This window comes from Mesorhizobium sp. M6A.T.Cr.TU.017.01.1.1 (genome assembly GCF_004023115.1).
In the GTDB taxonomy this organism is placed as follows: Bacteria; Pseudomonadota; Alphaproteobacteria; order Rhizobiales; family Rhizobiaceae; genus Mesorhizobium; species Mesorhizobium mediterraneum.
Window position 1 is genome coordinate 1 of record NZ_RZTA01000152.1, and the last position, 12,391, is coordinate 12,391.

Below are 12,391 nucleotides of genomic sequence, written 5' to 3' on the forward strand. Positions count from 1 at the left end.
TGGTGTGGCCACTAGCACGAGCGGCGAACTCAAGGGCGGATACTCTGGCGGCTACATCTTGACAGACGACCCGAAGTTCAAGCGCGACGTAGCGAAGAAATACAAAATGACCGTGTTTCCGGAAACCCAGGGGGCCTTTGTCGTCGATCTGAAGGGGACTTACAAGGCAATGGCAATGGGCCACAAGTGCCTCACGCAGTGACCCCGCTCTGACCACTCAGTTGCCTTTCTTGGGTCCGGAACGCAAGGTTGGCGTTTGAAACAGAATTGGCAATTCTGTTCCACCCGACGCTTAGTCGGGCACCGGGCGCGGTGTATGTCTTGGGTGACGCGGAGCACCATGGTTCCGCTGGGCGCGGTTGCGGCAAGCGTCCCACTTGGCTTGGCTTAGTCGCGGACTTTTTCAGCAACATTGACCCATTCTGAGCATTCGCGCCGGTGTCCTGGAATCCGTGCATTTATGGCGTCGGGGTGCAGACGCGCGGACCGGGCGAGTTGGTTCCAAGGCGCCTTGTACTCCGGGCTCTTGGTGTTCACGAAATAGGTGTGAAGGACGCGGTAGTTATCCAACCATCGGAAAGCCAGGTGTAGGGTTTCAGCAGCCCGCGCGCTTCTGGAGCCAAGTGATGGACCCCCAAGAGCTAGCGCCGAGAAATAGAATTGCGTCGACTGAGTTTCATCGCGTTGTCTCCCAGTTTTGCCGTCCGGCGACAGATCTGGGGGTGCCCCTTCAAAGCACTATGACTTGCACTTCTTCGCGGATGGTGCTGGCAGGGCGCAATTCTTGTCACCAGCGCTCGATTTCTGGCTGGTCTGGGAACCCGTCAAGGCGCCGATGTGATTGCCTAAATTTTCTCTGCTGTTTTGATCGACCGCTGCAACAGGTGCCGCAATCACCAACCCTGCGGCGCTGCCCGCCGCGGCCGCCACACCGGTCGTTGCGTGAATGATCGTGTCGCCCAGGCCTATTCTGTTGTCGGTCAACGTCTGGCCGCCGGCCATTCGCGCGCCGATTAGTTGCACGACCTGCGGTGACGAGGCGAACTTGCCGTGATGCAAACGATCGCCGGATTTGACTTTCGTCAGATCGATGACGGTTATGTTGTTGCTGGCGAGTTCTTCCTTGTATGGAGCTTGTTCCGGATCAATCGATCCGAGCCGGGGGATATCGCCCCAGACCCGTCGCGAAACTTTGAGCGCGCGATCGTCCTGCGAGACAAAGAGGGTGAACTGCGGGTGCTGTTTGCCCATGTCGGCAATCTGAGTACGAAAAACATCGACGTCGACGTCTGGCGCGGCCAGCATGACGTTTTTGAACTTCGCCGGAAGGCCGCCATTGCGGATGGCCATCTGGCGCAAGCCTTCCAACGCAAGCCAGTTGCCCATCGAATGGGCGAGGATCGAAACTTCCTTGATTTCGGGATCGCGTGCAAGATACTGGAACAGCAGTTCGAGCGCGTTTCGCGTGTAGTTGGTGCTTTCACGATCGTAGCCATACGCCAGCGCACTGCCTCGGGAGGGCCATGTGACCAAGATCGGGACGCTCTGCGTGTCCGTATCCTTCGCGATCTGCGCAAAGCGATAGACCGAGTCTTCAAAGCGATTGTTGAATCCGTGAATAAAGACGAGGACACTGTGATCCGGGCTCTTCTTGACGGAGGCGCTAAGCCACCCCTTCGCTGTCTGGAGCGTCAATTCTTGGGCCTGCACGACGGCGAAATCAGTCGCCGGGTTTGATGGCAGCTTCTTGGGCCATGCGACCTCTCCAACCTTGCGGACCGATGCCGGAGGGATCGAAACCGTAATTTCCGCGAACGAGGGGGCCAGTCCGCGCTCGCCCGTATACATTTGTGCCGGATTGGAGGAACGACTGCGTGTCGTTGCGACCAGCATCTCCACCTTGCTGGAGGAAGGCGAGGTATCGGCCACGGGCAGCAGCACATTCGTCGGACGGGACGCGCACCCCCACAGCAGGCCAACCAACGCCGACGCCAACAAAACGTTGCTGATACGCCTGACTTTGGACAGACTCACGAAACAGTTTCCCAAACTCTTCTCCCGTTTCGAAATAATCCCAGGCTCAAATCCAATCAGAACCGAAATCTGGCGCCGATGATTGGTCCCTGCATTGCAATGTCAAACACAAATCCGTCGTCCTCGTAGTCTACGGCAAGGTAGCGATAGCCCGCTTCCAGCGTGACCGAATCACTGTACCGGTATTGAAGGGTGCCCTGCACTTGCCAATCGATGTCGGCGCCAAGGCCGAAGCCACCGACATCCGCCTCGCCATGGAGTCCGAATCCATTACCGAGAGCAACATCGCCGGCCACACCAATAATGGGGTCGACCCAAGTCTTGCTGCCGCTGGCCTCCCTTACGCCGAGAGGGCCAGTAACAGTCAAATCCGTATCCAGGTACCAGAGCCGTCCGCCGGCCAAAACGTCCAAGGTTGCGGTGCCATTGTCGACGACCCGATAGGAGCCGCCGAAGGTCCACACCACCGTGTTCATGTCCACCTCGGCCGAAAGAGCCAACGGGCCGGCCGACGTGCCATCGGCCTCGAGTCCCAGGTAGATGACGTCAGTGAAAAGAGCGTAGCGGCCATTGCGCGCCTCACCGGCAAGCATGACCGGCGGGGGAGACCAATCGATGTGGTCAAAAATCTGGCTGAAATCGACGTCGATATCTACCGGCGACAGGCCCCTGACGCCGACCCTGCCCTTCATGCCTGCCATCCAGAAATAGGGCTCTGCGGTGAAGGTCCAGACTGGCGCGGCTTCAGCAGGCGCGGGTGCGGTTTCAGGAAGTTGCGTCGCAGCGTCAGCGGCGATCGCCGGCACCGCAACCAGCGCTGCCGCTGTTCCCGCCGAGGCCAACACGAGAGCTCGGATCATTCCCATATAAAGTCCCCTCTTTCCGTCTTTCACTTCATGTCCCGATGCGACCGTATATGCATTCGCGCTGCTCAGCTAATGGATATCGGATTCCGATCGTCTTTCATGTCGACAGCGGGTCATTTGTTCTTGGCTCTACTTCGGGAACAGCAGGCTAATTCCGGTGCGGAATCCGAAGCCGTCGGGTCCGCTATCGGGGCTTACCGCCCAATATCGCACACCGGCGAAGAGGCTGATTGGCTGCTTGTCGATCACAACCAGCTTCGAGACCTGGACATTGATCGGGACCGACCATTGATGCGCTTCCCAATTGTAGGCGCTCTCGGTATTGAGCGTGAAGGTCCAGGCGTCCTTCGTCGTGTAAGAGACGAAAGGCTGCAGGAACGTGGAGTTTATATCACTGCGGTCGCTGTCGCCTGCAAATGACCAGATATGGTTGGCCAGCATACCGACCGTCCAGCCATCGAATTGCTTCAAGACAACGCCGGTCGGTCCCGCCCCCCATTTTTCCCCGCCAAGCAACGGATCAGTCGCAGTGGGCAACAGAAACACCGGGCCGACACCCCAGATGATCCCGCTCGCCGTGGGTTGGGAAGGCGAGAAGAACAGGCTTTGGCTTATGTCGCCGAGCCCGGACTGGTCGCCGGATGGTCCTGCAATGTCGTGCTGCCAGGCAATAGGCAAGATGGTGCGCGATATCAGGTTCCAGTTGTCGTTGAGCGTGATCGGGATGACCGGCTGCACGTTGACATAGGCTTTGTCACCATCGTTCGGGCCATAGCCGCTGTCGTAGTTGAACTGGATCGGCACGCTGATCAGCGAGGCGATCGGATTGGATAACTTCTTGGCGAGCTCCTGCGTGTCGTCCTGGGCTGACGCGACGGTGACGACAAGCAGGGCCGGGAGCAAGGCTGCCACAGTTTGTAGAGATCGCTTGCCAGACAGAAATTCCAAGTCAGCCCCCGAATAGTTCTTGCCTCTCACCGTGGCGGCCAGGGAATGACACGCGATTTGCGGGCAGCGTCCGCGTGCAGCACGGCTCCGACTTCCCCAACCAACCGATCCACCAGTTCCTGCCATTCGGCTCGTCTGGACTCGCGCAATGCCGGCGGGACCTTGTCGATCCTCGACAGTGCGAGTTCCGCCTCAGCAAGTTCCTCGCACATATCCTGAAAGCCCTCACTTCGGTCCATCAGCCGATGGATCGCCAATTCAAACTGCGGGAATCGACGTACCGCCGCCGAGACCGCTCTTTGTCTATCAGCCGGTTCGTCGTCCATCCTCATAGCGCAGATTCGTGTTTTCCCGAAACCACCGTAGCCTATCGCATGGAGGCGGCTGCGGAATGTAAGTTACGTGGGCTACAGGGTAATTTCTGAACAACCATAGCGAGTGCGGTGGACACCAAGCCTATAAAATCGCAAATTCAAATTGCGCTTGCCGGTGAGGCCGCCTAACTGTTGATCCGTTGTCGTCCGCCGCTGCATTGCACAAATCGTCGCCGTCATCCGGACGTTATTCGTTCAGACTACTAGGAGTATTGCAAGAACTGGATCGCGCATATAGACTACGCGACGAGGGGTAACCGGCGAAAAAAAGAAATATAACTGGGAGTAGTCACCCCAGAACGTCAGGTGAGGGAATCCAAGGTGATCCGGGCCGAACCAGCCGCAGGGAGGGAGCATAGGCTCGCCCCAGAGGATTGTCGTGCCCAGCTTGCCCTGATCCTCAACAGTGCGGACTTCGATGCAACCGGTCGCGAGCGCCGCTTCCTCAGCCATGTGGTGGAGGAGACGCTGGAGGGTCGCGGTGATCGTATCAAGGCCTATTCGATCGCTGTCGAAGTGTTCGGCCGCGATATGTCCTTCGACCCGCAGACGGATCCGATTGTCCGCATCGAGGCTGGCCACCTCCGGCGCGGGCTCGAGCGTTACTACCTGACTGCCGGACACGACGATCCAATTCTCATCACGATCCCGAAAGGTGGTTACGTTCCAACGTTCTCGGTGCGATCGTCCCTCGAGACCATTGAGCCGGCCTTGCCGGTTGAGTGGGCAGAAAAAGTCCCGACCCCTGCTCGATGGATGAAGGCATCATGGCTGACGGTGGTTCTTGCGGCTACCGTCGCGGCATTGGCTGTTGTGGCATTTGGATTGGCGAGGGGTGGCGTCCGCCCGACTTCGCCTGAGATTCCGCGACTGCTGGTCGAGACGTTTGAGGATCTTTCAGGAACGGAAGCCTCCAGGGCGATTGCGAGCGGATTGACACAGGAAATTGTCGGGCAACTCTCTAAGTTCAAGGACGTCATCGTCGTTCAGCCTCCCGAAAATTCGGTCGCGCCGTCGCGCTTTGTTCTTGCGGGAAGCGTCCACCTGTCGGTCGATGGCTTCCGGCTTCGGATTAGGTTCATAAACCGGGCAGACGGCTCCGTCCTGTGGGCGGACAGTTATGATGGAGAGACGAAAGTCGCCGCGCTTCTCGATACCGAGGCCAATATCGCACAGAAAGTGGCGACGAGCCTGGCCCAGACATACGGCGTGATTTTTCAGGCGGACGCCTCGCTCAACGTCTTGAATCCTCCCGACGATTGGGCTGCCTATTCCTGCACGCTTTCCTTCTACGCTTACCGCGCAAAGCTCGATCAAAGTGCACTTCCAGCGGTGCGTGCGTGCCTGGAGAAGGCCGTTGAGCGCTTCCCGGGCTACGCCACGGCCTGGGGTCTGCTGTCGCAGGCCTATATCGACGAGATTCGATTCCTCTTTCCTTCCGACGAAGCCGCGACTTCGGCCTCGGTCGCTCGCGCTCTTGCCGCGGCCAGGAGGGCCGTGGAACTGGATCCGCTCAATATCCGCGGCCTGCAGGCGGAAATGTTCGCGCTCTATTTCAGCAAAGAGATCGAGGCGGCGCTGCTAGTGGGCAAGCGTGCCTTGGACATCAACCCCAACGACACCGAACTGATGGGCGAGTACGGATATCGGCTGGCGCTTTCAGGAGGCTGGGACGACGGCTGCCCGCTGGTCGCGGAAGCTCACACGCGCAACCCGGGTCCTTTAGCCTATTACGAGACCGCGCTTGCCCTTTGCGCCTATTTTCGCGGCGATTATCCGCAGGCGGCCATGTGGATCAGGAAAACCACGTTTCCCGGCAATGCCAACTTTCACACCATCGCGGCCGCGATTTTCGGCGAGGGCGGATATGAAGCGGACGCCCGGCGCGAACGTGTCTGGCTTGAAGAAAACGCGCCAGGTTTGATCAAGAACCTCCGGCAGGAGGTCGCGAGGCGGATCATTCGACCAGAGGACGTCGATTTCTTCCTCGGTTCGCTCAAAAAGGCCGGGCTCGCATCCAAGGACTTAGGCGGGCAGACGTAAACTCTGCCCGCAAGACACGGCATTTTAGGTGGTGCGTACATGCCAGAGGTCGTGGCGATCCTTTCCGCTTTCGAAGCAGCCGGCGTCAAGTTCGGCGGTCCCCGGGGGGGCGACTAAGAAGTCAGCGGCGCCCGCCCCTCACCTGCCGGCGGCGAGGCCTGCATCAAAAACAACGAGATCCAGATGGACGAAAGTGTTCGTTCGAATGATGCTACTCCGTTGTCTTGAGCGCAGGTTTTGCTCAGCCAGCACAGCGCCTCCTCTTAAGCCCGCTGGCGGTCTAGGCCCGGCGGCCTGCTGATGGTCACCCCAATAAGGCTGCCGGGCCGCTCGAACTTGCGCCACGGATTGCGCGGACTTCATGACCCGGATTAAAAGCGTGTCGATTGAATGTTGACTTTTGCCGTAAAAAGTTTCGGGCCGGAACGCTTGCTCGTCTCAAGGGTTGGGATGCAGGAGATGCAGGCGTGGCCGAGAAGCCGTCTATCGCCGAGATGTTACGACGAACCTCTGACCAACTGAAGAGGATCCGGAAACGCGTCGCCAATGGCGGTCACGTGGACCAGATGCAAGAGGTCGATGCCTTGGTGGGCCTCGCTAAAGAAATGGCCGACCGGCAACTGGCCGGGTTAGAAAGGCCGGCAGATGAAAACGAAGGCTCTGTGCAAGACGATGACGATGCAAAGGACTGAGCGTCGTCGATCGCTGACATTCCCCGATCACGGAATTAGAACTATTTGAATTGCCGAGTTCGGTACTATTCAACGGCGGCGGACTCCAACCGCCTGGCCGGCGCCCGCCAAGCGTTCTTACCCCACGTCCCCCAAGCGGCGCCGGCCATCCGGATGCTGCCACGAAACGGACGGGAGTGCGTAGGCTGGGACGCAGCCGGTATGTAGAAGACCCGCCGCTACATTTGCGAAGCGACGGGCCTCCACCCCATTCCCCACACCGTGCAATTGCGGTTCCAGATGTATGGACCCATTGCGGGGCACCTTGTGGCTTCTACACAGCGGAATTATCGCCACATAGTTCGTTCGCATGTTTCGATTCCATTAGCTTGAGCGCATGTATTCGCCAGCCAGGCGAGTATCTTAAGGCTCGCTGGTCAGGCCCAGCGGCCTCCAGCTGCCAGTCCCCCCCGCAACCAAGCCGCTGGGCCGTCCCCGCTTGAGCGAAGCGCGTTGTCTCGCATTTAGCGACATCTTGACTAAGGCCTCGCGTGCACCACTCAAATGAATGGCAATTTTCTGTCTGAATGCGTTTACGGTCCATTGTCCGCGACCACGCATTGTGTCGCGTGGGAGACACAGTAACTCCCCTTTTAAAGGCGTCGAGATGCTACGAGCACCGCAAAGCCAGTTCCTAAGACCTGAAGATCGGGCGATCTGCCAGCGGGTGGTCGACCAGATAGCCGCCGACGCTAAATGGTACAGCACCTCGATAGACGGTCAGATTCTGGCCTCGACCACGCTGACTCTCTTTCAGTCCGGGGTCGTCAATGAAACGAATTTGCTGGCACATGTTCGCGCGCGCCGCCACGATTTTACTAACCTGACCGACTAGCACTTCACCCTGCCGACATCGGCGCCCGATGTGGCTCTTCGACGACCACTCCCTCCGCCAATACAACCCGGCCCTAAGTGCACAAACCCTGCAAAAGTACGGGCTTTTGAAGAAATGCTGTCACCAGGTGCTGCCGATTTGGCTGAAAGACGGTCATCTTGGCCGCTATTCTCCAAAGCTGGGAACCTCCGGATCTTGGTTCACAGGCCCACCGGTCAAGCCGGAAAGGCGTATCAGGTAAACTTGCGTTACCTTCGATCAAATCCAAACCCGTGGGTTTGAATTTGATCGCAACGGTCTGCAGGAATGGATGCGGACCGTCTGGCGAAACGACGTATTGAAAAGTCCACGAGCGGAGCGCGAAAGCCACCTGACGCGATGACCACGACGATTGATGACATATACCGGCCGCTCGCGTTAACCGCGCGGTTTCTTGTCCGGTGCTGGCCGCAGCTATTGCTTGTCGGCTGCCTCGGCATGATCGCTCGTGATCTGTTGCTACAGGGCGCCGTGATGATCGGTCTCCAATTCCCGCTGGGCGGAATGGTCATGCTGTCGCTGGTGATTCTCGCCAAGCTGATGGTACTGGTCATGATGTTCGTAGTGCTCCGGCCGCATATGCCGGCGGTGGCGGCGTTGAGACAAAAAGCGAAAAAGGGAGCGGACGAAACAAAACGCGAGCCGATCCTGGCGATTACCGCGGCCGCGATCCTACCGTTCTTCGCCTACTATGCCGCCTGGGGTTTTCTCGGCGATACGGTCCGTGAGTATTCGCGCATGGCGCTAGCCCAAGCCGATCTCGGCAAGAGCGTCGATATCTTCGCCATTCTTCAGTCAAGCGGCGTGGTACTGTCGATCGTCATTTGCTGGCTGGTGCGTTTTGCCGCCAAGCGGCTGAACGCGCGCGCCTCTCACCCCTACTGGCGGCTGCTGATCGTGGCGACGGACGCAACTTGGGTCTTCATCGGCCTCTACGCGCTCGGAGAATGGAAAGACCAGTTCATCCGTTGGCTTGGCGCAGGTGCCGCGCTGCAACAGCTCAGCCTCGATTTGCTTGCGCCGGTGACTTCGGCGGCCGCGGCCGGCCAGTTCGTTCCCGTGGAATTCCGACCGCTTCCCTTCGGAGAGCAGCTTCAGAATCTATTCTTTTTCGCGTTGCTGCCGATTGTCTGGCTGGCGATGGCGGCAATCATCAACGGCTATGAACTTTCCGCGCCGGCCGCTCCCGGTCCTGCGCCATTGCGCACGACCTCCTGGCAGAGGTGGCTGAAGGATTTCGCGACCCATTTCGTTGGCGGCTATCGCAGCCGCTACTCGCCGGTCTGGACTTGCCTCAAGCTGACGCTCAGTGCCGGCCTTGCCACGCTTGTCACCTTCGTCATCGCCTATCAGGCGATCTCCTGGGTCGGCGCCTGGATGTGGTATGGCCTGACAAGGCTGATCGGAGCACATGATCTCGGGACTTGGCAGATCTTCGCCGATACCATCAGCCTGTTCATCGGCAGCCCCAGCGAACTCGACGGGGGAATCCTGCTCGACGCGGTCCGGGTCGCGCTGCTTGCAGCCGTGCTCGAGACCGCGGTCGCCACGGCTGGTGAAGCGAGTGGCGTCAGGTCCGCGGCTCGCTGACGCTGAGATAATTCGGCAGCGCCGAATAGAGGGCGATCGACAGCGTGAGGCTGCTCGCTGCAGGTGGAATCGAAAAGCTGGCAGCCATCCGGGCCGGCTTGCCGGGCTCCGTCGCCGCAAACGCGCTGCCACCACACAGGGACCGTTGCTGGGCCTCTGGATATTGCTTTCTGACCACCGGATCGGCAAACAAGGTTGGCTGCCATTCGCGACCGCTTTCATCGGAAAGCCGCACCTGGCATGGAATGGCGCCGAGCGCCTTCGGGTCAGCAGCGAGCGCCTCGAACTCGGCAAGGACGACGGCGCTTCCCTCGCTGCCTGCCAGTCTGGTGAGGCGCGTCACGGTCCAGCTTGCGCCGGCATAGTCGATCGGTTGCCCCAAGGTCGCAGATACCGGCTGACGCAAATGTTGGGAGCGCCAGTCCTTGATGCTTCCCCACGTTTGCGCGGAGAGCGCGGCAGGCAATGCAACCACCAGCGCTATCATGCTCAGCCAGTAGCCTCGCCGCGTTGATGTCACCTCTGTGGGAGAACTGTCCATGGCGGTCCTTCCTGGTTGCGGCGGATGGTGATCGCGGGCTCGATGTCCTTGCCGGAAACATTCGTGGCGATGCGGATCTCATCGTCGAGCGGCAGCAACTTTGTGCGTGCGACCACTACGGTCCCGCCAGCGACGGCATCCTCCGCCACTTCGAATATCAGAAGGACACGGCGTGGCAGGCCGGGCTGGTAGGCATCGCCCGGCATCATTTCGATCGTCGCCGGCACCCGGTCGGTCAGGACATAACGGACGCCGCTGCCGCTCAGCCACTCGCCCGATGTGAGACCCAACGTTTCGAATTTCGCCTCGGCCTCGCCTTCCACCACAACCCATACGCCGGAACTCGTGTAGGTCTTTGACTTCCCGAAGGTCTCGACATTTAGAACACGCGCCACCCTGGCGCTGTCCAGCGAAAGCGCGAACGCGCTAGCCTCCACACGCTTGTTCATGCCGCCCGAAGAGACGATCGGCGAGGTAATGTCGCTGTAGAGCGGACGCGTATGCAGCATGGCGTAGAGCACGCCGGCAGCGAACAGCAGCGCAAGCGCCGAACGTACCATGCGCATCATGGCGCCTTCTCCACCGGCAGATCGACCGTCGCAACGGGATCGCGGTCGTACCACCCGCTTGCGCCGTAGAGATTGTCGCGCCGCTTATAGATCTGGCCGCTGACGGTGATCGTCACCTTGTCCGGCACGGGCACACCGGCCGGCCATTCCCAGGCCATCGTCGCGCGTTCCGGCATATTGGGGTTGAAATATCCTGCCAGATACTTGTCGCGATCGAGATAAACCGTTGGCATCGGCAGCTTTTGCGCCGGCGCGCCGAGCGTGACGACGCGGTAGAGCACGTTGTTCGGAGTGGCGGAGCGGTTCACCACATCCAGATCCACCATCACAAGCTGCACAGGCTGCGATGGGGGAACGCCCGTCGGCGGCACTGTGCCGACACGTGCCGTTCGCAAGGTTACGAACCAGCGACCGGTATCGACCTGCTGGCCGGCTTGCACAACAGGCACCTTTGGCGGATGGGCGGCTTCGTAGAGCGTCATCGAAAACGAGATTGCCGATGCGGCCAGCCCGCCCAAGCCAGCGATCAAAAAAGCATACAGTCTCTGTCGTACTGTCGTTCGTCTCGGTTCCGTCATGCGCGGCGCGGTATGCGATGGTCCTCAGGCCAGCCTTATACGATGCGAACGCCACGCAATCGGACAATAATTGTTACATCGCAAGGGTCAGCGCAGCGGTAGCCAGCCGCGCAATCGGATCCTTGGTGGCCCGTCCAACCCTTTCGAAGAGGCGCCGGGCTCGGTGCCGCCCCTCTGCTGCCTCGCTTGCTTGGGCTTCCTCACTTCTCCGACCACACCGCCAGCTCGTAGCCGTCCGGATCGGAGAAGTGGAAGCGGCGGCCGCCCGGGAAGGAATAGGCGGGCTTGACGATCTTCCCGCCGGCCTCCTCGACGCGGCGCTGGGTCTCGTCGAGCTTGTCGGCATAGAGGATCACCAGCGGCCCGCCCGCCGCCTTGCTCTGGCCACCGAGGGCGAAGCCGCCGGTCAGGCGGCCGTCGTTGAACTCGCAATAGCTCGGCCCGTAGTCCTTGAAGGACCAGCCGAAGGCCTTGCCATAGAAGTCGCGGGAACGCGGGATGTCGCCGACGGAAAACTCGACATAGTCGATGCGCTTGTCGTTGCTGGATTTGGCCATGATCTTCTCCTTTCGCGGTCTTTGGAAGCTCAGCGTTCGAGCATTGCCTTGAGGGTGTTGAGGTCGCGCTGTACGGCGTCGGCGTCGGCAGCGAAGATCTCCTCCGTCATGTCCGGCGTCCTCAAGAGCACGAACATGACCTCCGCGCCGGTCCCATTGGGAACCACACGCACCGCATTGCGGGTTTCCTTGTCCTCGGCAAAGACGATGTGATCGAGGACACCGAATTCATTGGGTCGGGAGAAGCGGATGCGGATGGGCCGGCCGTCGGGGTCCTCCGCCGTCCATTCCTCGCCCGATCTCTCAAAGCGTCTGCCGAGGCCTGCCGCCCAGCGCTGGAAATTCTCCGGGATGGAGGCGAAGTCATAGACTTCACGCCAATCCCGGTCGATGGACACGGTGATGATGCGGGATTTGTAGATGGTCATATCTGCCTCCTTTCCAATGAAGGCAGACTAGGCGGAACTGGCGGCGGCGTATTGAACGAAACGGCCAGCTCAGGCGCCGAGCTGTCGCAGAACCGTCGCGGGCGAGAAGCCCGACAGGCGCCGCACCTCGCGCGTCAGATGCGCCTGGTCGGAATAACCCGCCTCGAACGCAAGATCGGCTAGGCGCGGCTCAGCCGACTGCTGCACCAGGCCCAGAAACCGCTGGAAGCGGAGAATGCGGTCGAGCGTCTTCGGGCC

General features: G+C 60.0%; 13 protein-coding genes and 2 pseudogenes. 5 read left to right on the forward strand and 10 right to left on the reverse strand.

Annotated features, from left to right (window positions below):
* Window positions 1-202, forward strand: a pseudogene (locus tag EOB36_RS30460) (hypothetical protein); the annotation flags it as partial.
* Between the two features lie 536 nt (window positions 203-738).
* On the opposite strand, the gene EOB36_RS30465 reads toward EOB36_RS30460, so the two are convergent.
* From EOB36_RS30465 to EOB36_RS30480, 4 genes are all read right to left on the reverse strand, one after another.
* Entirely contained in the window at window positions 739-2,010 is a 1,272-nt protein-coding gene (locus EOB36_RS30465; RefSeq protein ID WP_245329962.1) for an alpha/beta hydrolase, read from the reverse strand.
* 80 nt (window positions 2,011-2,090) lie between these two features.
* The gene (locus tag EOB36_RS30470; protein ID WP_095486780.1) at window positions 2,091-2,900 is read right to left on the reverse strand and encodes a hypothetical protein; all 810 of its coding nucleotides are present in this window, start codon (window positions 2,898-2,900) and stop codon (window positions 2,091-2,093) included.
* 129 nt (window positions 2,901-3,029) lie between these two features.
* Window positions 3,030-3,812, reverse strand: a complete 783-nt coding sequence (locus tag EOB36_RS30475; protein ID WP_095486781.1) for a hypothetical protein — start codon at window positions 3,810-3,812, stop codon at window positions 3,030-3,032.
* Between the two features lie 62 nt (window positions 3,813-3,874).
* On the reverse strand, window positions 3,875-4,174 hold the full coding sequence (locus tag EOB36_RS30480) for a hypothetical protein (RefSeq protein WP_245329953.1): 300 nt from the start codon (window positions 4,172-4,174) through the stop codon (window positions 3,875-3,877).
* A 369-nt stretch (window positions 4,175-4,543) separates the two neighbouring features.
* Between EOB36_RS30480 and EOB36_RS30485 the strand changes: the two genes are divergently transcribed.
* The 4 genes from EOB36_RS30485 (at window position 4,544) to EOB36_RS30500 (ending at window position 9,460) form a co-directional block, all read left to right on the forward strand.
* Entirely contained in the window at window positions 4,544-6,265 is a 1,722-nt protein-coding gene (locus tag EOB36_RS30485) for a hypothetical protein (RefSeq protein WP_128286335.1), read from the forward strand.
* Between the two features lie 467 nt (window positions 6,266-6,732).
* Entirely contained in the window at window positions 6,733-6,957 is a 225-nt protein-coding gene (locus tag EOB36_RS30490; RefSeq protein ID WP_126106608.1) for a hypothetical protein, read from the forward strand.
* 646 nt (window positions 6,958-7,603) lie between these two features.
* Complete coding sequence (locus EOB36_RS30495; RefSeq protein ID WP_126106607.1) at window positions 7,604-7,831, forward strand: hypothetical protein; 228 nt, start codon at window positions 7,604-7,606, stop codon at window positions 7,829-7,831.
* 477 nt (window positions 7,832-8,308) lie between these two features.
* Window positions 8,309-9,460, forward strand: a complete 1,152-nt coding sequence (locus EOB36_RS30500; protein WP_245467940.1) for a hypothetical protein — start codon at window positions 8,309-8,311, stop codon at window positions 9,458-9,460.
* Here the strand turns inward: EOB36_RS30500 and EOB36_RS30505 are convergent.
* The 6 genes and pseudogenes from EOB36_RS30505 to EOB36_RS30530 all read right to left on the reverse strand — a co-directional run.
* Window positions 9,441-10,001: a hypothetical protein gene (locus EOB36_RS30505; RefSeq protein WP_128286337.1), complete on the reverse strand. Its 561-nt coding sequence runs from the start codon at window positions 9,999-10,001 to the stop codon at window positions 9,441-9,443. The two genes, EOB36_RS30500 and EOB36_RS30505, sit on opposite strands and share 20 nt — an antisense overlap.
* On the reverse strand, window positions 9,977-10,570 hold the full coding sequence (locus tag EOB36_RS30510) for a hypothetical protein (protein WP_126106604.1): 594 nt from the start codon (window positions 10,568-10,570) through the stop codon (window positions 9,977-9,979). Before EOB36_RS30510 ends, EOB36_RS30505 begins: the two co-directional genes overlap by 25 nt.
* Window positions 10,567-11,100 (reverse strand): hypothetical protein, encoded by a 534-nt coding sequence (locus EOB36_RS30515; protein WP_128286338.1) that lies wholly within the window; start codon window positions 11,098-11,100, stop codon window positions 10,567-10,569. Before EOB36_RS30515 ends, EOB36_RS30510 begins: the two co-directional genes overlap by 4 nt.
* Window positions 11,101-11,348: 248 nt before the next feature.
* Window positions 11,349-11,705, reverse strand: a complete 357-nt coding sequence (locus EOB36_RS30520; protein ID WP_095486789.1) for a VOC family protein — start codon at window positions 11,703-11,705, stop codon at window positions 11,349-11,351.
* Between the two features lie 29 nt (window positions 11,706-11,734).
* A complete protein-coding gene (locus tag EOB36_RS30525; protein WP_128286339.1) occupies window positions 11,735-12,133 on the reverse strand; it encodes an SRPBCC family protein in 399 nt (132 codons plus the stop codon).
* Between the two features lie 69 nt (window positions 12,134-12,202).
* Window positions 12,203-12,391: pseudogene (locus EOB36_RS30530) on the reverse strand (AraC family transcriptional regulator); the annotation flags it as partial.

Coding starts and splice junctions, on each gene's coding strand:
- EOB36_RS30470 (WP_095486780.1), bottom strand. CDS start 2,900: ATGGGAATGATCCGAGCTCTCGTGTTGGCCTCGGCGGGAACAGCGGCA.
- EOB36_RS30480 (WP_245329953.1), bottom strand. CDS start 4,174: ATGGACGACGAACCGGCTGATAGACAAAGAGCGGTCTCGGCGGCGGTA.
- EOB36_RS30495 (WP_126106607.1), top strand. CDS start 7,604: ATGCTACGAGCACCGCAAAGCCAGTTCCTAAGACCTGAAGATCGGGCG.
- EOB36_RS30500 (WP_245467940.1), top strand. CDS start 8,309: ATGATCGCTCGTGATCTGTTGCTACAGGGCGCCGTGATGATCGGTCTC.
- EOB36_RS30505 (WP_128286337.1), bottom strand. CDS start 10,001: ATGGACAGTTCTCCCACAGAGGTGACATCAACGCGGCGAGGCTACTGG.
- EOB36_RS30510 (WP_126106604.1), bottom strand. CDS start 10,570: ATGATGCGCATGGTACGTTCGGCGCTTGCGCTGCTGTTCGCTGCCGGC.
- EOB36_RS30520 (WP_095486789.1), bottom strand. CDS start 11,705: ATGGCCAAATCCAGCAACGACAAGCGCATCGACTATGTCGAGTTTTCC.
- EOB36_RS30525 (WP_128286339.1), bottom strand. CDS start 12,133: ATGACCATCTACAAATCCCGCATCATCACCGTGTCCATCGACCGGGAT.